The sequence below is a fragment of the Kitasatospora sp. NA04385 genome, assembly GCF_013364235.1.
Taxonomy (GTDB): Bacteria; Actinomycetota; Actinomycetes; order Streptomycetales; family Streptomycetaceae; genus Kitasatospora.
Genome location: NZ_CP054919.1, coordinates 3,548,835 through 3,569,373, shown reverse-complemented (window position 1 = coordinate 3,569,373; position 20,539 = coordinate 3,548,835). Strand labels below are relative to the sequence as shown.

The 20,539-nt window shown below is 74.5% G+C and carries 14 protein-coding genes and 2 pseudogenes; 8 read left to right on the top strand and 8 right to left on the bottom strand.

Annotated elements, in window-relative coordinates:
* Positions 1-46: 46 nt before the first annotated feature.
* A complete protein-coding gene (locus HUT16_RS15715; protein ID WP_176188796.1) occupies positions 47-1,231 on the top strand; it encodes a MarP family serine protease in 1,185 nt (394 codons plus the stop codon).
* Positions 1,232-1,356: 125 nt separating this feature from the next.
* On the top strand, positions 1,357-2,055 hold the full coding sequence (locus HUT16_RS15710; protein ID WP_217712069.1) for a metal-dependent hydrolase: 699 nt from the start codon (positions 1,357-1,359) through the stop codon (positions 2,053-2,055).
* A 79-nt stretch (positions 2,056-2,134) separates the two neighbouring features.
* Here the strand turns inward: HUT16_RS15710 and HUT16_RS15705 are convergent, their stop codons facing one another.
* The 4 genes from HUT16_RS15705 to nhaA all read right to left on the bottom strand — a co-directional run bounded on the left by HUT16_RS15705 (position 2,135) and on the right by nhaA (position 5,371).
* On the bottom strand, positions 2,135-2,329 hold the full coding sequence (locus HUT16_RS15705; protein WP_176188794.1) for a hypothetical protein: 195 nt from the start codon (positions 2,327-2,329) through the stop codon (positions 2,135-2,137).
* A 142-nt stretch (positions 2,330-2,471) separates the two neighbouring features.
* The gene (locus tag HUT16_RS15700) at positions 2,472-3,419 is read right to left on the bottom strand and encodes an alpha/beta fold hydrolase (RefSeq protein ID WP_254897827.1); all 948 of its coding nucleotides are present in this window, start codon (positions 3,417-3,419) and stop codon (positions 2,472-2,474) included.
* A gap of 98 nt (positions 3,420-3,517) precedes the next feature.
* Positions 3,518-3,988 carry a phage holin family protein gene (locus HUT16_RS15695; RefSeq protein ID WP_176188793.1) on the bottom strand — a complete coding sequence of 157 codons (471 nt, stop codon included), beginning with the start codon at positions 3,986-3,988 and terminating at the stop codon, positions 3,518-3,520.
* A 129-nt stretch (positions 3,989-4,117) separates the two neighbouring features.
* The gene (gene nhaA / locus HUT16_RS15690; RefSeq protein ID WP_176192694.1) at positions 4,118-5,371 is read right to left on the bottom strand and encodes a Na+/H+ antiporter NhaA; all 1,254 of its coding nucleotides are present in this window, start codon (positions 5,369-5,371) and stop codon (positions 4,118-4,120) included.
* Between the two features lie 389 nt (positions 5,372-5,760).
* Here nhaA and HUT16_RS15685 point away from each other — a divergent pair, with 389 nt between their 5' ends.
* On the top strand, positions 5,761-6,909 hold the full coding sequence (locus HUT16_RS15685) for a serine hydrolase (RefSeq protein ID WP_176188792.1): 1,149 nt from the start codon (positions 5,761-5,763) through the stop codon (positions 6,907-6,909).
* A gap of 143 nt (positions 6,910-7,052) precedes the next feature.
* On the opposite strand, the gene acs is transcribed toward HUT16_RS15685, so the two are convergent.
* Entirely contained in the window at positions 7,053-9,008 is a 1,956-nt protein-coding gene (gene acs / locus HUT16_RS15680) for an acetate--CoA ligase (RefSeq protein WP_176188791.1), read from the bottom strand.
* Positions 9,009-9,318: 310 nt separating this feature from the next.
* Between acs and HUT16_RS15675 the strand changes: the two genes are divergently transcribed.
* Positions 9,319-9,861, top strand: coding sequence for a hypothetical protein (locus HUT16_RS15675; RefSeq protein WP_176188790.1), 543 nt, complete (start codon positions 9,319-9,321; stop codon positions 9,859-9,861).
* Positions 9,862-9,874: 13 nt separating this feature from the next.
* Here HUT16_RS15675 and HUT16_RS15670 read toward each other — a convergent pair whose 3' ends face one another.
* Positions 9,875-12,211, bottom strand: a complete 2,337-nt coding sequence (locus HUT16_RS15670; RefSeq protein WP_176188789.1) for a SulP family inorganic anion transporter — start codon at positions 12,209-12,211, stop codon at positions 9,875-9,877.
* Positions 12,212-12,540: 329 nt separating this feature from the next.
* Positions 12,541-13,527 carry an ATP-binding protein gene (locus tag HUT16_RS15665; RefSeq protein ID WP_176188788.1) on the bottom strand — a complete coding sequence of 329 codons (987 nt, stop codon included), beginning with the start codon at positions 13,525-13,527 and terminating at the stop codon, positions 12,541-12,543.
* A 202-nt stretch (positions 13,528-13,729) separates the two neighbouring features.
* Between HUT16_RS15665 and HUT16_RS15660 the strand changes: the two are divergent.
* Positions 13,730-14,610: pseudogene (locus HUT16_RS15660) on the top strand (oxidoreductase).
* A 492-nt stretch (positions 14,611-15,102) separates the two neighbouring features.
* On the opposite strand, the gene HUT16_RS15655 reads toward HUT16_RS15660, so the two are convergent.
* Positions 15,103-15,906: an HAD family phosphatase gene (locus HUT16_RS15655; protein WP_176192693.1), complete on the bottom strand. Its 804-nt coding sequence runs from the start codon at positions 15,904-15,906 to the stop codon at positions 15,103-15,105.
* Between the two features lie 639 nt (positions 15,907-16,545).
* On the opposite strand from HUT16_RS15655, the gene ssd reads away from it, so the two are divergent.
* From ssd to HUT16_RS15640, 3 genes and pseudogenes are all read left to right on the top strand, one after another.
* Positions 16,546-17,643: a septum site-determining protein Ssd gene (gene ssd / locus HUT16_RS15650; protein WP_176188787.1), complete on the top strand. Its 1,098-nt coding sequence runs from the start codon at positions 16,546-16,548 to the stop codon at positions 17,641-17,643.
* A gap of 309 nt (positions 17,644-17,952) precedes the next feature.
* Positions 17,953-19,298: pseudogene (locus HUT16_RS15645) on the top strand (TadA family conjugal transfer-associated ATPase).
* 94 nt (positions 19,299-19,392) lie between these two features.
* Positions 19,393-20,478 carry a type II secretion system F family protein gene (locus HUT16_RS15640; RefSeq protein ID WP_176188786.1) on the top strand — a complete coding sequence of 362 codons (1,086 nt, stop codon included), beginning with the start codon at positions 19,393-19,395 and terminating at the stop codon, positions 20,476-20,478.
* The last annotated feature ends 61 nt before the right edge of the window (positions 20,479-20,539 follow it).

Here is a 20,539-nt window from a genome sequence, read left to right as displayed (position 1 = left end):
CGGGGACCGGTGTCCCCCGCCCGGCGGGACGTGGGAGGGTGTTCGGGTGAATGTCCTGGATCTGCTGCTGATCGCCGCCGCGCTCGGCTTCGCCGTGTCCGGCTATCGGCAGGGGTTCGTGGTCGGAGCTCTCTCGGTGCTGGGCTTCCTCGGCGGTGGCCTGATCGCGGTCCAACTGCTGCCGCTGCTGCTGCACCACCTCTCGCCGGGCACCACCGCCTCGGTGGTGGCGGTGGTGGTGGTGATCGTGCTGGCCGCGGTCGGGCAGGCGGTCACCACGCACTTCGGGTGGAAGCTGCGCGGCCGGATCGGCCGGAACAAGGTCAAGACCCTGGACGCGGTCGGTGGCTCGCTGGTCAACGTGCTGTCCATGCTGCTGGTGGCCTGGCTGATCGGCTCGGCGCTGGCGGGCACCTCGCTGCCCACCGTCTCCAAGCAGGTGCGCAGTTCGCGGATCCTGGGCACGGTGCAGGAGGCGCTGCCGGACGACGCCCCGAACTGGTTCTCCGACCTCAGCCAGGATCTGGCCCGCAACGGCTTCCCGCAGGTGTTCAACCCGTTCGAGCAGGAGCCGATCACCGAGGTGGAGCCGCCCGACCCGGCGCTGGCCAACAGCCCGGGCGTGCTGAGGGCCAAGGGCTCGCTGGTGAAGGTGCTGGGCACCGCGACCTCCTGCGGCAAGACCCTGGAGGGCTCCGGCTTCGTGTTCGCCCCGCACCGGGTGATGACCAACGCCCACGTGGTCGGCGGCGTCGACGAGCCGACCGTGCAGGTCGCCGGCGCCGGGCAGCTGTACGACGCGACGGTGGTCCGCTACGACTGGCAGCGCGACATCGCGGTGCTGGACGTGCCGAAGCTGAACGCCCCGCCGCTGACCTTCGCGGGCGAGGCCCGCTCCAACGACTCGGCGATCGTCGCGGGCTTCCCGGAGAACGGCTCGTTCAACGTCCAGCCCGCCCGCATCCGCGGCCGCATCCAGGCCAACGGCCCGGACATCTACCACCGCGGCCAGGTCGTCCGGGACGTCTACTCGGTGCGCTCGCTGGTGCGCCAGGGCAACAGCGGCGGCCCGCTGCTCACCCCGGACGGCCAGGTGTACGGGGTGGTGTTCGCCAAGTCGCTGGACAGTTCCGACACCGGCTACGTGCTGACCGCCGCCGAGGTCAGGGAGGACGTGGTGCAGGGCGCCACCGCCACCGGCAAGGTCAGCACCGAGGGTTGCGCACTGTGACCGTCCGGGGGCCGAAACCACTCTGACGGTCCGTCCGTCCCTCCTGGTAGCGTCGGCCGAGCTCACCCGAACGGCCGCACCGGGCCGCCGTCGCAGGAGCCCCGGGAGGTCGGACACACGCCATGATGGGTCACTCGCACGCGGTCAGCGGCGCCCTGCTGTTCGCGGCCACCGCGCCGTTCGTCCCACCGCTGATGGGCATGCACCTGCAGCCGGCGGACGTGCTGATGGGCACCGTGCTGTGCGCGGGCGCGGCCCTCCTGCCGGACCTGGACCACCACGACGGCACCATCGCCAACTTCCTCGGCCCGATCTCCAAGGTGCTGTGCCAGTTCGTGGCCTGGATCTCGGGCGGCCACCGGCACGCCACCCACTCGCTGCTGTTCGTCGCGCTGATGGGCGGCGGCAGTTGGGCCGGGATCACCTACCTGGGCCGCAACTTCACCATCGGCCTGACGTTCTTCCTGCTCGCGATGGCGATCAAGGCGCTGCACCTGCACCCGCCGGGGGACGGCCCGCAGGGCTGGATCACCGTGATGGGCCTGGCCGCGCTCGGCACCTTCGGCATGCTCGAGTGGCTGCCGAGCGCCCCGGGCTGGCTGCCGTACGCGGTGGCCCTGGGCACCCTGGCGCACCTGCTGGGCGACTGCCTGACCAAGCAGGGCTCGCCGCTGCTGTGGCCGCACAAGGAGCGCTACGAGGTGGTGCTGATCAAGCGCACCGGCAACAAGGTGGAGACCAAGATCCTGGTGCCGGTGATGACGCTGGCGACGTTCGCGCTGCTGCTGTGGTCCACCGCGATCTCGCCGACCGTGCTGAGCTGAGCCCGCCGGACGGACGGCCGGGGCCGGTGAGGAACCTCCTCACCGGCCCCGGCCGTCTCCGTGCGGCGGGAGCGGGGGCTCACCCCTCCCGGCGGAGCCGGGCGCCGACCCAGCGGGCGCGCCGTCCGATGATCTTCGGAATGCCGAGCCGGTACCCCGCGCCGCTCGGTGTCCGTCCGGTCGGCTCGTAGGGCCACTCCGGCTGCGGGACGTGCGGCTGCGAGCTGCTGCTACCACGGCGGCGTCGGCGCGGCTGGGCTTCTCGTTCGGGCATCCAGGTCATACCGGAGGGATTCCCCCGGCCCGCCCGGAGTAACCGCCTCCCGTCCCCCCGACTGGCCTATGCGCTTGTCATATGAACGCCGCCAACTGGGCCGGAGCGGGGGCCGGTTGGACCGCCGCCCGCCGGGCCCGGCTCAGTCCTCCCCGTGCAGCCGGACCCACTCGATCAGCTCCGCGGTGAACTCCTCCGGAACCTCCTCGTGCGGGAAGTGCCCGACCCCCGGCAGCAGCCGCCACCGGTACGGCGCCGACACGAACTCGCCCGCCCCCAGCGCCGTCCGGGGCAGCAGCACCGGGTCCGAGGCGCCCTGCACGTGCAGCACCGGCGCGGAGATCTGCTTCTTCATCCGGCGCGCGAACTGGATGCCGTCCGGCCGCGCCATCGACCGCATCAGCCAGCGGTACGGCTCGATCGAGCAGTGCGCCGTGCTCGGCACCCGGATCGCCTCCCGGTACGCCGCCACCGCTTCGGCGGGCAGCATGTTCGGCCCGGTCCAGGCCCGCAGGTACTCGCCCACCAGCGCCCCGTCGTCCGCGACCAGCCGGCGCTCCGGGATCCACGGCCGCTGGAAGCCCAGCACGTGCTCGAACGCGGCGATCTGCTTGCGGTCGGTCAGCAGCGCCCGGCGCAGGTGCCGCGGGTGCGCCGCCGACACCACCGTCAGGCTGCGGATCACCGAGGGGCGCATCACCGCCGCCACCCAGGCCAGCGTGCCGCCGGTGGCGTGCCCGACCAGGTGCGCCCGCCGCTCGCCGAGCGAACGGATCACGCCGGTGACGTCCAGCGCCAGGTTGCCGGGGTCGTAGCCGCGCGGGGTGCGGTCCGAGCCGCCCATGCCGCGCAGGTCCAGCGCCACCGCGCGGAAGCCCGCCTCGGCCAGCGCCGTCAACTGGTGCCGCCACGCCCACCAGTACTCGGGCCAGCCGTGCACCAGCAGCACCAGCGGGCCCTCGCCGAGCTCGGCGATGTGGAAGCGCGCACCGTTCGCCGCCAGGTCCCGGTGCGTCCACGGCCCGGCCGAGCGGACGCTCCAGGGCTCCGCGGGCACGGGCGGGGCGGGGACGGGAGCGGTCTCATCCACGGGCTTCTGGTCCAACGACATACCAGCAGCCTGTCATACCCGCCCCCCTCGTACCCGCCCGGCGCCCGCGCACGCGCGCAACCGTTACCGGCCGGTGCTCACTGGATCCGGCCGAGCGCCCGGTCGATCTCCTCCTTGGTGGCCGGCCGCGGCTTCGCGTTCTTCAGCACCTGGGCGGTGGCCTGGGCACCGGCGATGGTCCGCTCCGGCTTCCGGATCTTCTTGAAGTACCGGATCATCATGAACGCCAGCAGCGCGGCGATCAGCACGTACGCCCCGCCGACGATGGCGAACGACCAGCCGGTGGTGATGCCCAGCGCCTGCAGGCCCCAGGCGAAGGCGAAGGAGAACATCGGGATCGAGGCCAGCGCGACCACGCCCGCCACCACGCCGGCCGCGGTGCCGATGCCGCCGCGCACCACGTCCGCCTTGATCTCGGCCTTGGCCAGCGCGATCTCGTCGTGCACCAGGCTGGACAGCTCGGCGGTGGCGTCGGCGAACAGCTCGCCGATGGTCCGCTCGCCCTCGTGCGGGGTGCGGCCGTTCGGGGGTGCGGCTCCTGCGGCCATCGGGAGGTCTCCGTTCAACGGGCTGGTGGTGAGGCGTCCTGAGAGGGCGTCACGCGAGTGTCTGTCAGCTCAGCATCATGCCCCTACCGGCGAGTCGGGCACCACTCCGGGTACCCGCCCGGGCGCGTGTCATCCCTGTCGCTGGTACACATCGGGGATGCCGTCGCCGTCCTCGTCCCGGTCCTCCTCCTCGCACAGCTGCCGGTAGTACCGGTTGCGCCGCTTCAGCAGCAGCGAGCCGATCACCGCACAGGCCAGCGAGCCGACCAGGACGGCCTCCTTGCACAGCTGGGCCAGGTGGTGGTCGTCCGGGAAGGCCAGGTCGCTGATCAGCAGCGACACCGTGAAGCCGATGCCCGCGACGGTGGACAGCGCCACCATGTCGGACCAGGTCAGCTGCGGGTTCAGGGCGGCCCGGGTGTAACGGGCGACCAGCCAGGTGCCGCCGAAGATGCCCACCGACTTGCCGACCAGCAGGCCGACCACGATGCCCAGCGGCGCCGGCCGGGTGAACACCTCGCCCAGGATCTCCGCCGACACCGGCACGCCCGCCGCGAACAGCGCGAACACCGGCACCGCCAGGCCTGCCGACAGCGGCCGCACCAGGTGCTCGATGTGCTCCCCGGGCGACTCCTCCTCGCCCTCCTCGCGGTGGCAGCGCAGCAGCAGGCCCATCGCCACGCCCGCCACCGTCGCGTGCACCCCGCTCTCGTGCATCAGCGCCCAGATCACCACCGCCAGCGGCACGTACAGCCACCAGCCGTGCACCCGGCGCCGGTGCAGGAACCAGAACAGCACCAGGCCCGCCAGCGCCGCCCCCAGCGCCCAGAACCGGATTCCGGACGAGTAGAAGACCGCGATGATCAGGATCGCGATCAGGTCGTCCACCACCGCCAGGGTCAGCAAGAACGCCCGCAGCGCGGACGGCAGGTGACTGCCCACCACCGCCAGCACGCCCAGCGCGAAGGCGATGTCGGTCGCGGTCGGGATCGCCCAGCCCGCCGGGTGCCCGTTCGGCGCCGCCGCGTTGATCACCGTGAACAGCAGCGCCGGCAGCAGCACCCCGCACACCGCCGCCACCACCGGCAGCAGCGCCGCGCTCGGCGTGCGCAGCTCCCCGGCCACGAACTCGCGCTTCAGCTCGATGCCCGCCACGAAGAAGAAGACCGTCAGCAGCCCGTCCTGCGCCCAGGCCTCCAGCGACAGGTCCAGGTGCAGCGGGCCGCTCGGGCCGACCGTCCGGTCCAGCACCGCCTCGTACGCGTGCGGCCACAGGTTCGCCCAGAGCAGCGCCAGCGCCGCGGCCGCCAGCAGCAGCACGCCGCCCACCGTCTCGGTGCGCAGCGCGTCGGTCAGGTAGCGGCGCTCGGGCAGCGACAGCAGGCCGAGGAACTGCCGGCGCTCACCGGGCCTCTCGTGCGCACCGGACTTGTCACGCGCACCGGACGCGTCGTGGTCGTCGTGCTGGTCGCGGTCGTCGGACGGGCTGGCCACGGCGGGGACCTCCTGGGGCGGGCGGCATGCGGACACACGGGTGGTGCAGTGCCGACCAGACTTCCCGGCGCGCCTCAGGTTCCAGATGGTTCCCCGCCATCCTACGGCCCGGGACAAGCGGTCAATCGGTTCGCCCCACTGTAGGGGGGTTCGCCGGGCCGGCTCCGGTGCGCTGACCCGGATGGGTTCGGCCGGATGCGGACGATCCGCCGCGTTCCTAGGGTCGGCCGCAGAAGCGGGCCGCCGCCCCGGCCGCCCGCCCCGTCATGGAGGAAACGATGCCCAGTCAGGAAACCGAACCCATACCGGTCCAGGCCGTGGGTCCGCAGGGGAGAGGAGCCGAGGGCGCCGACACCGCCCTGCCCCCGTTAGCCGACCCGGACCTCGACCACCTGCTGCGCCCGCTGTTCGCCGCCGCCGCGCCCCAGGGCGGCATGGCCATCGCGGTGATCCGCGGCACCGAGCGCACCGTCGCCTGCCGCGGCTACGCCGACCGGGCCGGGGAGCGCCCGGTGCGGGCCGACACCCGCTTCGAACTGGGCTCGGTCACCAAGACCTTCACCGCGCTGCTGCTCGCCGACATGGTCGCTCGCGGCGAGGTCGGCTACGACGACCCGATCGACCGCTACCTGCCCGCCGAGGCGCTGCCCGGCTACCCGCACGAGCGCCCGATCACCCTGCTGCACCTGGCCACCCACACCTCCGGGCTGCCCCGGCTGCCGGTCGGCCTGGTCCCCGCCGCGGTGCCCCGCTGGTTCACCAGCCCGTACGCCACCTTCAGCGCCGCGCACCTGCTGCGCGCGCTGCCCCGCACCCCCGTGCGCGGCACCCCCGGCACCCGGGTGCGGTACTCCAGCCTCGGCGCCGGACTGCTCGGCCTGGTGCTGGAACGGGCCGCCGGGCAGCGCTACCAGGAACTGCTCACCGGGCGGGTCTGCGAGCCGCTCGGCCTGATCGACACCTCCTGCGGCACCGGCCGGGACGAGACCACCGGCTACCGGCGCGGCCGCTGGATCCCCTCGTTCAAGGTCCCGGCGCTGCCCGGCGCGGCCGCCCTGCGCTCCACCGCCGACGACATGCTGCGCTACCTGCAGGCCCACCTGGCGGTGGACGCGGTGCCGATCCCGGAGCGGACCGGCGCGGCGGCCAGCCTGCGGACCGCGCTGCGCGAGGTGTGCCTGCCCCGGGTCGCCCGGCGCGGCTCCGGGCAGCGGATCGGCCTGAGCTGGCACCACCGCCCGGCCGAGGAGGGGGCCGAGGACCGCGAGGTGGTCTTCCACAGCGGCTCCACCGGCCGCTGCACCGCCTTCGTGGGCTTCGACCGGGCCGCGCAGACCGGCCTGGTCGCGCTGGCCGGGCCGCTGGCCGTCGGGCGGCGCAGGTTCGCCCAGGGCGCGTACGACGTGCTGCGGGCGCTGGCGGCCTGACCGGGCTGCCGGGTCGGTGAGTCGCCGGGTCGGTGAGTTGCCGGGTCGGTGAGTCGCCGGGTCCGTGAACGTGGGCCGGTGAACGGGACGGGCCCCGCTCCGCTGCGTGCGGAACGGGGCCCGGCCTCGTGAACGGCGGCGGATCAGCCCTCGGAGCCGGCGGCCGGCAGCTGGGACTGGATCAGGTTCATCACCGAGGAGTCGGCCAGCGTGGTGGTGTCGCCCACCTCGCGGCCCTCGGCGATGTCGCGCAGCAGACGGCGCATGATCTTGCCGGAGCGGGTCTTCGGCAGCTCCGAGACCACCTTGATCTGCTTGGGCTTGGCGATCGGGCCGAGCGTCTTGCCGACGTGGTTGCGCAGCTCGGCGATCAGCTCCTCGCTGTCCGTGGCGGTGCCGCGCAGGATCACGAAGGCCACGATCGCCTGGCCGGTGGTGGCGTCGGCCGCGCCGACCACCGCGGACTCGGCGACCGCCGGGTGGCCGACCAGCGCCGACTCGACCTCGGTGGTGGAGATGTTGTGGCCGGAGACCAGCATCACGTCGTCCACCCGGCCGAGCAGCCAGATGTCGCCGTCCTCGTCCTTCTTGGCGCCGTCACCGGCGAAGTAGCGGCCCTCGAAGCGCGACCAGTAGGTGTCGACGTAGCGCTGGTCGTCGCCCCAGATGGTGCGCAGCATGGACGGCCACGGCTCGGTCAGCACCAGGTAGCCGCCGGAACCGTTGGGCACCTCGCGGGCCTCGTCGTCCACCACGGTGGCCGCGATGCCCGGCAGGGCGCGCTGGGCGGAGCCCGGCTTGGTCTCGGTGACGCCCGGCAGCGGGCTGATCATGATCGCGCCGGTCTCGGTCTGCCACCAGGTGTCGACGATCGGGGTCTTCCCCGCGCCGATGTGCTCCCGGTACCAGACCCACGCCTCGGGGTTGATCGGCTCGCCGACCGAGCCCAGCACCCGCAGGCTCGACAGGTCGAACTGCGCGGGGATGCCGTCGCCCCACTTCATCCAGGTGCGGATCAGGGTGGGCGCGGTGTAGAGGATGGTCACGCCGTACTTCTGCACGATCTCGAACATCCGGCCCTGGTGCGGGGTGTCCGGGGTGCCCTCGTAGATCACCTGGGTGGCGCCGTTGGAGAGCGGGCCGTAGACGATGTACGAGTGGCCGGTGACCCAGCCGATGTCGGCGGTGCACCAGTAGACGTCGGTCTCCGGCTTGAGGTCGAAGACCGCGTTGTGGGTGAAGCTGGCCTGGGTGAGGTAGCCGCCCGAGGTGTGCAGGATGCCCTTGGGCTTCCCGGTGGTGCCCGAGGTGTACAGGATGAACAGCGGCTGCTCGGCGTCGTGCGCCTCGGGGGTGTGCTCGGCGGACTGGCCGTCGACCAGCTCGTGCCACCAGACGTCGCGGCCCTCGGTCCAGGCCACCTCCTCGCCGGTGCGGCGCACGACCAGGACGTTCTCCACGCCGTCGACCTTGGTCAGCGCCTCGTCGATGGCCGGCTTGAGCGCGGACGGCTTGCCGCGGCGGTAGCCGCCGTCGGCGGTGATGACGAGCTTGGCGTCGGCGTCCTTGATCCGGGAGGCCACCGCGTCGGCCGAGAAGCCGCCGAAGACCACCGAGTGCGCCGCGCCGATCCGGGCGCAGGCCAGCATGGCGACGACCGCCTCGGGGATCATCGGCAGGTAGACGGCGACCCGGTCGCCCTTGGCCACGCCGAGCTCCTGCAGGGCGTTGGCGGCCTTGGAGACCTCGTCCTTGAGCTGCGCGTAGGTGATGGCACGGCTGTCGCCGGGCTCGCCCTCGAAGTGGATGGCCACCCGGTCGCCGTTGCCGGCCTCGACGTGGCGGTCCACGCAGTTGTACGCCACGTTCAGCTTGCCGTCGGCGAACCACTTGGCGAACGGCGGGTTCGACCAGTCCAGGGTCTCGGTGGGCTCGACCGCCCAGCTCAGCCGACGGGCCTGCTCGGCCCAGAAGGCCAGCCGGTCCTCGGAGGCCTGCGCGTAGGCGTCGGCGGTGACGTTGGCGGAGGCGGCGAGCTCCGCGGGCGGGGCGAAACGCCGCTCCTCCTTGAGCAGATTGGCCAGGCTCTCGTTGCTCAACGCGCACTCCTCATCGAGTCTCAAATACCGGGGAACCCCGTGCGGAGGGATTGTCCCGTGTGTCCCAGCGCACAGCTCACCAGGCCAACGGCTCCGTTGACAAGAGCTGCCGGGAAATTGGTGTAGACCTTTGATCGGTTGGGGGCTGCTGCCCAGGTGGGCGCCGCCCCGGCTCCGCCGCCGGCCCTCCCGACGTCTTCCCGTCCCCCGGGCCGGTCAATCCCGCGCGACACCTTGACGACCCCGTCGACCGGTACTCCACTGAGGGTGCACGACCCGTTACGCAAGGTGATTGAAACGGGGTACCGCCATGACCGTCACCCCTCCCCGCACCGACTCCCTCCCCGCGCTCCTTCCCGCCCCCCTCCCCGGCGACTTCGCGGTGGTCCGGATGGGCGGCCGCATCGGCCGGCTGATCCGGATCGGCCAGTTCCTCAACGGCGACGGGTTCGCCGACTACGAGCACGCCTTCGTGTGCGTCGGCGACGGCGAACTCGTCGAAGCCCAGCCCGGCGGCGCGCGGCTCCGCCCGCTCTCCGACTACGCGGACGGCCCCGCCCTGTGGTCCACCGGCCGCGTCCCGCTCACCGGCGAACAGCGCGCCGCGATCACCGCGGCCGCCCGCTCCTACGTCGGCACCCCCTACAGCTTCGCCGACTACCTCGCCCTCGCCGCCGCCCGCCTGCACCTGCCGGCGGGGCCCCCGCTGCGGCGCTTCGTCGCCAGCACCGCGCACATGATCTGCTCCCAACTCGTCGACCAGTGCTACCAGGACGCCGGGGTCCACCTCTTCACCGACCACCGCTGGCCCGGCTACGTGACCCCGGCCGACCTGGCCCGGCTCCTGCTGTGACGACGGCCCCGCGCTAGGCCGCCAGGCCCTGCTCCGGCTCGACGCGGGCGTGCACGGGGGCGAAGCGGCCGGTCCGCGCGTCCATCACGTACGCCTGCGCGGTCGCGAAGTCGAAGTACATCCCGACCAGCCGCAGCGAGCCCTCCGCGACCCGGCGTTCCACCGCCGGGTTGGCCAGCAGCTGGTCGAGCTGCTGCACCACGTTGGTGATGCACAGCTGCTCCACCACGTCCGCCGCGGGGCGGCCCTCGAACTCGGCGGGGGCGCGCCGCAGCCGGTCGAGCGAACTGCGCCCGTTGCGTAGCCAGCGGGCCAGTGCGCTGGGCGGGCCGGGCGCCTCGGTGACGCCGTCCAGCAGGGCCTTCATCGCGCCGCAGCCGGAGTGCCCGCAGACCGTGATCGAGGCGACCTCCAGCACCTCCACCGCGTACTGGACGGCGGCGGCCACCGAGTCGTCCGCGGCGCCCGGCTCGTACGGCGCGGGCACCAGGTTGCCGACGTTGCGGACGGTGAAGAGGTCTCCCGGGCCGGAACTGGTGATCATGCTGGTGACCATCCGGGAGTCCGCGCAGGCCAGGAAGAGCTGCGAGGGCGTCTGGCCGTCCCGGGCGAGGCGGGCGAGCTCCTGGCGGACCAGCGGGGCGGTGTGCTGCTGGAAGCCGCGGACGCCGTCGAGCAGCCGCACGTGCGGGTCGTCCTCGCGCTGCTCGATGCAGTGGTGGCCGACCCAGGGCGTCCAGGCGCGGCAGCGGTGCGGCCCGGGGGAGCTGCCCGCCCGGACGGTGCCGTCCGGGTCCAGCACGTCCTGCGGGCGGCGCTCGGTCAGCATCGCGACCTGGGCGCCCGTCCCCTGGTGCCCGGTCCGCCAGGCGTGCAGCGCCTCGTAGGCGGCGTGGTCCAGGAACGAGCCGTCGTGGCAGATCGACACCCGCGCCCCGGCCGGGATCCGGCCCAGCGCCCGGCTCAGCTTGGGCACCGCGGCGAACGTCAGCGGGCCGTGGGTGCGGACGGTGTACGAGCCGTCGTCCTCGGCCAGCACGTCGACGTGGGCGCGGGTCAGCCGGTAGAGGGCGAGCAGCACGGCGACCGAGCCGCCGAGCACCACCCCGAGCGGGACGCCGAGCAGCACCACCCCGAGCACGGTGGCCAGGTACACCGGGAACTCGCGGTGCCGGTGCACCCGGCGGATGTGCGCGAAACTCACCATCTGCACGCCGACCACCAGCACCAGCGCGGCCAGCGCGGCCAGCGGGATCCGCCGCAGCCCGGCGGTCAGCACCAGCGCCGCCACCAGCACCCAGCAGCCGTGCAGCACCGCGGACGCCCGGGTGGCCGCGCCCGCCTGCACGTTGGCGGTGGAGCGGACGGCGCCGCCGGCCACCGGGAGGCCGCCGAGCAGCCCCGAGACCAGGTTGGACGCGCCCTGGGCGCGCAGCTCGCGGTCCAGGTCGCCGTTGCGGCGGGTCATCCGGTCGATCGCGACGGAGGACAGCAGCGACTCCACGCCGGCCACCGCGGTGACGGTCAGCACCAGGCCGAGCAGCGCCGCCCAGTGGCCGGACAGCAGGCCGGACGGGGGCACCGAGAAGAACTGGTGGTGCTCCCAGACCGGCAGCTCGACCCGGGCCAGCCGCAGTTCGGCGACCAGCGACAGCGTGGTGGCGGCGGCCACCGCGACCAGCGCGGCGGGCAGCCGGGCCAGCCGGGCCCCGGCTCGGCCGGCCGCGCCCGGCAGCCGGCCGAGCCGGGGCCAGCCGTACAGCACCGCCAGCGCCAGCAGGCCGACCACCAGCGCGGGCAGGTGCGGACCGGCCAGCTCGCCGGGCAGCGAAACCAGGTCGGCCAGGGCCGAACTGTGCGGCGTGCCACCGAGGATGACGTGCAGCTGGGCGATGGCGATGGTCACGCCGACGCCGGCCAGCATGCCGTGCACCACGGCCGGCGAGACGGCCAGTGCGGCGCGGGCCACCCGCAGCGAGCCGAGCAGCAGTTGCAGCAGGCCGGCGGCGACGGTGATCAGACAGGCGGTCTGCCAGCCGTACTGGGCGATCACTCCGGCGGTGACCACCGTCAGCGCCGCGGAGGGGCCGCTGACCTGGAGGTGGGTGCCGCCGAGCAGGCCGGCCACCAGGCCGCCCGCGGCGGCGGCGACCAGACCGGCCGTCAGCGGGGCGCCGGTGGCGAGGGCGATGCCGAGCGAGAACGGCACCGCGATGAGGAACACCGCCAGGGAGGCGGGCAGGTCGTGCGCCAGCAGGGCGCGGCCCCGGCCGGGGGGCGGCCCGGCCGGCGGCGGGGCGTGGTCGGTGGTGTCGGAGGCGATGGGTGCGCTGGAGACGTCGAGTGTCATGGGGGTCTTCCCGTCTTCTTCCGGGGGAACGAACGCAGTCAGGTCCGGCGGGTGCGCCTGGTCGGATCGGCTGTCGTGGGTCACAGCGGGTGTGGCGGGGTGGCGCGCGGCGACGACGGCCTGCGGCGACCTGTGGTTCAAGAGCTGGTAAACCGAGAGTAATGGAACCTTTGCACAGCGTGTGCTTCGAGTGCCAGTGCGCATAGGGGCGTTCACCACATCGTGTGGCACCCCGTCCGGGCGGGAATTTCCTGGTGGGAACGGTCGAGGGGCCGGTCCGGCCGTGGCGGTCGGACCGGCCCCTCGGGGGTCGGCGGGGCGGTGCGGGCTCAGACCCCGGCGGTCCGGGGCTGCGCGGCCCCCAGCACGTAGTCCGGGTCGACCTGGCCGGCCAGGTCGGTGCCGACCTTGGCGTTCCCCCAGCTCTCCGCGTTGCGCAGGTGGAAGCGGACGGCCTGGGCGCTGTACCGGTGCGGGTCGCGCAGCCCGTGGGCGGTGTCGGCGGCGGTCTGCAGCCGGGCCAGCACCTCCCGGTTCGGGGGCTCCAGCTCGCGCAGCGGCGGCTCGTCCCCGCGCTCCAGCCGGCGCACCCAGCCGGACTGCCCGAAGCAGGCGTACAGGTCCTCGCCGACCTCGCGGCGCAGGAAGTCCAGGTCGTCCGGCCCCTGCACCTTGTTGCCGACCACCCGCAGGTGGACGTCGAAGTCCTGGGCGTACTCCTTGTACTGGCGGTACACCGAGACGCCCTTGCGGGTCGGCTCGGCGACCAGGAAGGTCAGGTCGAAGCGGGTGAACAGGCCGGAGGCGAAGGAGTCGGAACCGGCCGTCATGTCGGTGACCAGGTACTCGTCCGGGCCGTCCAGCAGGTGGTTCAGCAGCAGCTCCACCGCGCCGACCTTGGAGTGGTAGCAGGCCACCCCGAGGTCCTCCTCGGTGAACGCGCCGGTCGCCATCAGCCGGACCGAGCCCTCGTCCAGGGCGACCGGGCGGGCGCAGGCCGCGTACACCGGGTTCTCCTCGACGATCCGCAGCAGCCGGGACCCGGGGCCGGGCGGGGTGGTTTTGATCATCTCCTCGGCGGAGCGGATCAGCGGGTTGTCGCCGCGCAGGTACTCCTTGATGCCCGGCAGGTGCGCGCCGAGCGAGGGGAGCGCGGCGGCCTGGCCGTCCGTCAGGCCGAGCGCCGGGCCGAGGTGTTGGTTGATGTCGGCGTCGACGGCGAGCACCGGCAGGCCGGCCGCGGCCAGGTGGCGGATGAACAGCGCGGACAGGGTGGTCTTGCCGCTGCCGCCCTTGCCGACGAAGGCGATCTTCATCTCTGAGTCTCCGGCTCTCTGGCTCTGGCGCCCGCCGGTCCCTGCCGGGCCGGACGCTTGTTGGAAACCGTTATCGTCACCGATTAGTGGCCATGCTAGCGGTGGTTTGGGGTCCCGCACGCGAGGGAACGGCGGATTGCCACGAAAGGGTGACCCGGGGGTTGCCTCCCGGTCGCCCCGCGGATTCATTACTCTCGGGTAGGTGACCACAGGAACTGACCCGCTCGCCCCGCTGGCCCGGCTCGACGGGGTCCCCGAGGCCGTCGCCGAGGTGCGTAGGAACGTCGACCGCCTCTACGGGCACCGCGTGATGCGGCGCCGGGCGGGCGAGGTGACCTCCGAATCGGCCCTGCGCGGCGCCCGCGCCTCCGCCGCCCTGGACGGCGCCGACTGGCCGCTGGAGGAGGTCCGCCGCCGCACCGACTTCGGCGCCGACCCGGAGGCCCGCACGGTCGGCGCCGCGCTGCGCCTCTCGGCCGAGGCCGGCCAGCTGCTCAGCGTCTGGCGCACCTCCCCGCTCCAGGTGCTGGCCCGGCTGCACCTGCTCGCCGCCGGCGACGCCGACCCCGCGGCCGGCCGCCCGCGCCGGGACGGGGAACCGGCCGCGCCGCTGTTCCCGCTGGAGCTCGCCGCCACCGAGGGCGCCGCTCCGGACGGCCCGGTCGGCGAACTCCCGCCGCCGCCCCGCCCGCCGAGGCGGCCGCCCGACTCGACCAGCTCGCCGGACTGCTCGCCGCCCGCGCCGAACGCCCCACCGGCGGCGCGCCCGCCCTGGTGGTGGCCGCCGTGGTGCACGGCGAACTGCTCGCGCTGCGCCCGTTCGGCACCCACAACGGCCTGGTCGCCCGCGCCGCCCAGCGGATCGTGCTGACCGCAGAGGGCCTCGACCCGAAGGCGATCTGCCCCGCCGAGGTCGGTCTCGCCGAACTCGGCACCGCCGCCTACCGCCGGGCCCTGCTCGGCTACCTGGAGGGCACCCCCGAGGGCGTCTCCCGCTGGCTGGTGCACTGCGCCGCCGGGCTCGGGCTGGGCGTGCGCGAGAGCACCGCGGTGTGCGAGGCGATGCAGCGCGGCATGGTCTGAGGCGTCGGCCCCGGCCGGGGCCGGTGTCGGATCCGGTGGCGGCCCCGGTGTCGGATCCGGTGGCGGGGAACGCAGTTGCGGCGACGCCCGAGACTTCCGGGCGTCGCCGCTGGCACGGATGCCGGGTTACCAGTGCATGCACCGTTTTCATGCCCATCAGGCGGGGTCCTGTGCCCGTTCACCTGGTGCGGCGGCCCGTCAGCGGGTCGGCTGCATGTGGGTGCCCGACTGTCCGTACATCGGTCCGTGGGGCCTTAACTGCGTTGTCGGTTCGACCTCTTGGGGTCCTTACCGGGTCTCGCGGGCCGTAACCCATTTCTACCGCAGATCGCCCGAAAGAGGAACCCGAAAACGGCGCTTTTGATGGTTCGCGTCGAGGTTTGTCCGATTTGGCGAACCCGCCGGGTGCCCGCGGGGCCGCCGGAATGGCTCGGGAAGGCCGGCGGGGCGGGGGCTGCGGGAGGGGCTGCGGGGTGCCTGGTCGGACGCCGTTCAGGCCGCCGCCGGGCGCCGCCGCCGCGCGCTGTACCAGAGCACCCCGGCCGTCAGCACCGCCGCGCCGATCGCCACCGCGGCCACCACCGAGCGGCTCGGCGCGTGGAACTCGGGCAGCCTGCGGGTCAGTTCGACCGGCCGGCTGAACACCAGCACCGGCCACTCGCGGGCCGTCGCCTCCTTGCGCAGCGCCCGGTCCGGGTTCACCGCGGCCGGGTGGCCGACCGCCTCCAGCATCGGCAGGTCGGTCGACGAGTCGCTGTACGCGTAGCAGTTGGCCAGGTCGTAGCCCTCCCGCTCGGCCAGCTCGCGGATCGCCGCGGCCTTGTTCTCGGCGTACGCGTAGTACTCGATCTCGCCGGTGTAGCGGCCCTCCTCGACGTGCAGCCGGGTGGCGATCACGTGGTCCGCGCCCAGCAGTTGGCCGATCGGCTCGACCACCTCGGAGCCCGAGCTGCTGACGATCACCACGTCGCGGCCGGCCGCGTGGTGCTGCTCGATCAGCGACGCCGCCTCGTCGTAGATGATCGGGTCGATCATGCCGTGCAGGGTCTCCGCGACGATCTCCCGGACCTGCTGGACGTTCCAGCCGCGGGTCAGTGCGGACAGGTAGGCCCGCATCTTCTCCATCTGGTCGTGGTCCGCGCCGCCGACCAGGAAGACGAACTGGGCGTACGCGCTCTTCACCACCGAGCGGCGGTTGATCAGACCGCCCTGGTAGAACGGCCGGCTGAACGCGAGCGCGCTGGACTTGGCGATGATCGTCTTGTCGAGGTCGAAGAAGGCGGCGGTGCGGGGCACGCCGTAGCCGGTCCGGTCCGGGCGGTCTTCGGTGAAGTCGGCGTTCTCGTCGGCGTTCTCGGTGGTGTCCACGGGAACCGAGGATAGAGGGGCGGGCAAAAGGGAGGGCCATTCGGTGGACCTGTGGGCGTGCGGGTTTGTGTTTCTGGCCGGTCGGGTACACCATGGAAGTCACGGATCGTTCGCGCGACCGTGCTAACCCGGTCCGGCTCCTCCCCCCCGAGCCGGGCCGTGGATAGACGACCCCCGCTCTCCCCCCCGGCGGGGGTCGTCGCATGTCCGGGCCCATTTCCCTTGGCAGTTGAGCCTCCAGGGAGTGGTGGTGCCAGTGGTTGCGGGGGGTGCTCCAGCGGTTCGAGAGCCGTTGTCGAGGTTCCTTCGCACCCCAAGTTTCTGTCACTCTGCGTAGTTGTGCGAGTGTCATATCGGTATACCCGATGCGTCAATTCCGAGGCGCTTTAGCCCCCGTCCGAGTGACCCCGGTTATCCACAGGGGCGGGTTATCCACAGGCAATCGGAAGTCGGCTGACGCATTCCGCTCCGTCCTTCACCGTGGTGTTCGCGCCGCCCCGCCGGGCCCTTCCGGGCCACCGCGGCCGACGCGCCGTCAGACCGTCCCCGCACCACGGGAGGACCGCCTTGTCCGCCTCCGTCACCGACCCGCACGCCACCGCCCCCGAACCTCCGCCCGGGCCGCTGGTCCTCACCGCCGACGACGCGCTCGCCGAACAGCTCACCCGCCTGTGCGCCGCCGCCGGGGCCGAACCACGGCTGCTCGCCGGCGTCCCGCCCGCCCGGCTGTGGGAGGACGCCCCGCTGGTGCTGGTCGGCGACGACCTCGCCGAGCGGTGCGCGGGGCTGGCCCGAAGGCCCGGCGTCCTGCTGCTCGGCCTCGACCTCGACGACGGCGAGATCTGGGTCCGCGCCGTCCGGCTCGGCGCCGAGCACGTGCTCTTCCTGCCCGACGCGCAGCCCTGGCTGCTCGACCGGATCGCCGACGCCACCGAGGGCGTCGGGCCACCGGCGCTCACCGTCGCCGTGCTCGGCGGGCGCGGCGGTGCCGGCGCCTCCACGCTGGCCTGCGCCCTGGCGGTCCGCGCCGCCCGGGCCGGGCACCGCACCATGCTGATCGACGGAGACCCGCTCGGCGGCGGGCTGGACGTGCTGCTCGGCGCCGAACAGGACGACGGGCTGCGCTGGCCGGACCTGGCGGCCTCCCGCGGCCGGATCAGCGGCGCCGAGCTGGCCCGGGCGCTGCCCGAGCCGCACCGGCTCAGCGCCCTGTCCTGGGACAGGTCCGACACCCTGACCATCCCCGCCGAGGCGATGCGCAGCGTCCTGGCGGCCGCCCGCAGACGCGGTGGGCTGGTCGTCCTCGACCTGCCCAGACAGCTCGACGCGGCCGCCGCCCAGGCCCTCGAACAGGCCGACACCGGGCTGCTCGTGGTGCCCGCCGAACTGCGCGCCCTGGCGGCCGCCGACCGGGTCGCCGCGGCCGTCCGGATGCGGCTCACCGACCTGCGGGCCGTCGTCCGCACCCCCGGCCCGTCCGGGCTCACCGCGGCCGACGTCGCCCGCGGCCTGCGCCTGCGGCTCGCCGGGGAGCTCGCCCCCGAGCCGGGCCTCGCCCTGGACGTCGAACGCGGCACCCCGCCCGGCCTACGGGAGCACGGGCCGCTGGCCCGGTTCTGCGGGCGGTTCCTGACCGAAGCGATGCCGCCCGTCGTGGCGGCCTGAGGAGCGACCATGACCAACCACCTGCACGCCGTTGACGCCGCCGCCGACGCCCCGGTCGCCGGGGCCCGCCCCGCCGACGCCACGGACGGTCACCGGGGCGACCGGCGGGCCGCCCGGAGGCCGATCGTCCGCACCCACCGCCGGATCGCGGTGCCGCGCCCCCGGAGCCTCTCCAGTGCCCCCTCAGGGCCCGCGGAGGCCGCCCTCCCGGTCGGGGACGGCCCGCCCGCCCCCGACCGCCGCCAGGCCCCGCCGGTGCGCTACCTGGTGCGCCGACAGCCGCCCGCCGTCCCGCCGGACGACGGACCGGTGGCCGCCCCGGCCGCCCGGCCGGTCCCGGACGGCGCCGCCGAACTGGTGGACGCCGTCCGGATCCGGCTCGCCGAGGCCGGTGCGCAGCCCACCGCCGGGTCGGTCGCCGCCGCCCTGCGGGCCGCCGGGCCCCGCTCGGCGGGGCCGACGTGCTGACCGCGGTGCGCACCCTGCGCGCCGAGATCGTCGGCGCCGGCCCGCTCGACCCGCTGCTGGCCGAGGACGGCGTCACCGACGTCCTGGTCAACGGCCCCGACCAGGTCTGGGTCGACCGCGGCCACGGGCTGGAACGCGCCTCCCGGGTGCGCTTCCCGAACGCCGACGCCGTCCGTCGGCTCGCCCACCGGCTGGCCACCGCCGCCGGTCGCCGCCTCGACGACGCCCGCCCCTGGGTGGACGCCCGGCTGCCCGACGGCACCAGGCTGCACGCCGTCCTGCCGCCGATCGCCGCCGACTGCACCCACATCTCGCTGCGCACCAGCCGCAACCGGCCCTTCACCCTCCCCGAACTGGTCGCCGCCGGGGCCCTGCCCCCGTCCGGGGCCGACCTGCTCGCCGCCGTCCTGCGGGCCCGGCTCTCGCTGCTGGTCTCCGGCGGTACCGGCACCGGCAAGACCACCCTGCTGGCCGCCCTGCTCGGCCTCGTCCCCGGCGACGAGCGCATCGTGCTCGCCGAGGACTCCGCCGAACTGCGTCCGGACCACCCGCACGTGGTCCGGCTCCAGTCCCGCCCGCCCAACCAGGAGTCGCTGGGCGAACTGACCCTGCGCGACCTGGTCCGGCAGGCGCTGCGGATGCGGCCCGACCGGCTGGTGGTCGGCGAGGTCCGGGGCGCCGAGGTGGTCGACCTGCTGGCGGCCCTGAACACCGGCCACGAGGGCGGCTGCGGCACCGTCCACGCCAACACCGCGGCCGACGTGCCCGCCCGGCTGGAGGCCCTCGGCTCGCTCGCCGGCCTCGACCGGCACTCCCTGCACAGCCAGCTCCGGGCCGGCCTCGACGCGGTCGTCCACCTCGGCCGGGACCGCACCGACGGCCGCCGCCGGGTCACCGGGCTCCACCTGCTGACCGGAGGGCCCGACGGCCTGACCGCCACCACCGCCGCCGTCCACTTCGACCGCGACGGCCGGGCCCGCCCCGGCCCCGGCTGGGCCAGGCTGCGGGAGCTGTGCGCCGAACGCGGCGTCGACCTGCCGCCACGACCGGACGCTTCCGGGGCGGCCGGGACGACGGCCGGGGATACAGCCGGGACAGCGACCGGGACAGCGACCAGGGAGGCGGTCGGAGAGGCCGGTCAGGCCGGGGGAGCGGACGCCACGCGGACCGCCGGGGAGGCGACATGACGGTGGGTCGGCTGGAGCTGGCCTGGGTGCTCGGGCTGTGCGTGATCGGGGCGGTGGCGTGGCACCTGTTGCGCTCCGCGGTCAGGAGGCTCTGATGACGGTGACGGCGGCGGTGTCGGCGGCGGCGGTGTCGGTGGCGGCCGGGGCGTTCCCGGTGGCCAGGACGTACGGCGCGGCCTGCGCGGCGACGCTGCTCGGCGCGGCCGCCGGGCTGGTCGGCGGACTGCTCGGGACGGCCTGGCTGATCGAGGCGCGCCGCCGGGCGCGGCGGCGGCCGGGCGCACCGGGTCCTGCACGGGCGGCGGGGCCGGGGCGGGGCGGCCGGTTCGGCCGGTTCGGCCGGGCACGGGCGCTGTGGCGGCGTCGGCGGCCGCGCTGGCTGGTGCCCGAACTGCTGCTGCTCCCGCTCGGCGCGGCGGTCGGGCACGGCACCTCCTCGGTGCTCCCGCTGGTCGGGGCGGCCTGCGGAGTGGTCCCGCTCCGGCGCTGGCGGGCGGAGCGGAACACGGCCCGGGCGGCGCGGCGGCGGGCCGCGGCGGTGATCGACCTGTGCACCGGCCTGGCCGCCGAACTGCGCAGCGGTGCCACCCCCGAACAGGCCATGCACGCCGTCCTCACCCGCGCCGCCCCCGACTGGAGCCGCCGCCTCGGCGCCGAGCCCGCCGCCCGGCTGGCGGCGGGCCGCTACGGGGCGGACCTGCCGGCGGCGCTCCGCCTGGTCGCCGAACTGCCGGGCGGGGAGGGTGCGGCAGCCATGGCGGCCTGCTGGCGGGTCAGCACCGAGAGCGGCACCGGCCTGGCGACCGGACTGGAACAGGTCGCGGACGCGCTACGGGCCGAACGGGCCCTCACCGAGGAGATCTCGGGCGAACTCGCGGGCCCGCGCACCACCATGGCGCTCCTCGCGGCCCTCCCCGCCGTCGGCCTGGGCCTGGGCACCGCGCTCGGGGCGCACCCCGTCCACGTCCTGCTGCACACACCGGTCGGCCTGCTCGGCCTGCTGGCCGGAGCCGCCCTGGAGACGGCCGGCATCCTCTGGACGGCCCGGATCGTCCGGGCCGCCGAAGACGCCCCGGCCGGGCCCGCTACCGGGGGCTGCGGGATCTCCCGGACTCGCGGCGAGCTCCGGGCCGGAGCCCCGCCCCGGCTGACGGAGGGCCGGGCGGGCGGATGGGGGTGAACACGCCCGCGGGCCGGATTCGACGGCGCCGACGGCGCCGCCGACGCCGGACGCTGCGGGT

What these genes read in the sequence shown, in the direction of transcription:
- HUT16_RS15710 (WP_217712069.1), top strand. Translation starts at nt 1,357, where the DNA reads ATGGGTCACTCGCACGCGGTCAGCGGCGCCCTGCTGTTCGCGGCCACC.
- HUT16_RS15705 (WP_176188794.1), bottom strand. Translation starts at nt 2,329, where the DNA reads ATGCCCGAACGAGAAGCCCAGCCGCGCCGACGCCGCCGTGGTAGCAGC.
- HUT16_RS15695 (WP_176188793.1), bottom strand. Translation starts at nt 3,988, where the DNA reads ATGGCCGCAGGAGCCGCACCCCCGAACGGCCGCACCCCGCACGAGGGC.
- HUT16_RS15685 (WP_176188792.1), top strand. Translation starts at nt 5,761, where the DNA reads ATGCCCAGTCAGGAAACCGAACCCATACCGGTCCAGGCCGTGGGTCCG.
- HUT16_RS15675 (WP_176188790.1), top strand. Translation starts at nt 9,319, where the DNA reads ATGACCGTCACCCCTCCCCGCACCGACTCCCTCCCCGCGCTCCTTCCC.
- HUT16_RS15670 (WP_176188789.1), bottom strand. Translation starts at nt 12,211, where the DNA reads ATGACACTCGACGTCTCCAGCGCACCCATCGCCTCCGACACCACCGAC.
- HUT16_RS15665 (WP_176188788.1), bottom strand. Translation starts at nt 13,527, where the DNA reads ATGAAGATCGCCTTCGTCGGCAAGGGCGGCAGCGGCAAGACCACCCTG.
- HUT16_RS15640 (WP_176188786.1), top strand. Translation starts at nt 19,393, where the DNA reads ATGACGGTGACGGCGGCGGTGTCGGCGGCGGCGGTGTCGGTGGCGGCC.